Raw genomic sequence first — 233 nt, 5'->3', positions numbered from 1 at the left:
ATCCTGATCGGCTGCGAGACCTCGGGCGTGATGCGCCGGGCCTTCGCCGCGCGCGGGCACGATGTCTGGTCCTGCGACCTGCTGCCCGCCGAGGATGCCACCAACCGGCACATGATCTGCGATATCCGCGAGGTGCTGGATCTGGGCTGGGACCTGCTCGCGGTGATGCACCCGCCCTGCACCCGGCTCTGCAATTCGGGCGTCCGCTGGCTGCATGTGCCGCCGACCAACGC

Annotated in this window: 1 pseudogene; it reads left to right on the top strand. The window is 69.5% G+C overall.

The features are described 5' to 3' along the window. A pseudogene (locus BYZ73_RS22200) lies at positions 1-233 on the top strand (hypothetical protein); the annotation flags it as partial.

It is taken from the genome of Rhodovulum viride (assembly GCF_003265965.1).
Lineage (GTDB): Bacteria > Pseudomonadota > Alphaproteobacteria > Rhodobacterales > Rhodobacteraceae > Rhodovulum > Rhodovulum kholense.
The sequence above is the reverse complement of the archived record's forward strand: the minus strand, read 5'-3'. Positions and strand labels throughout refer to the sequence as shown.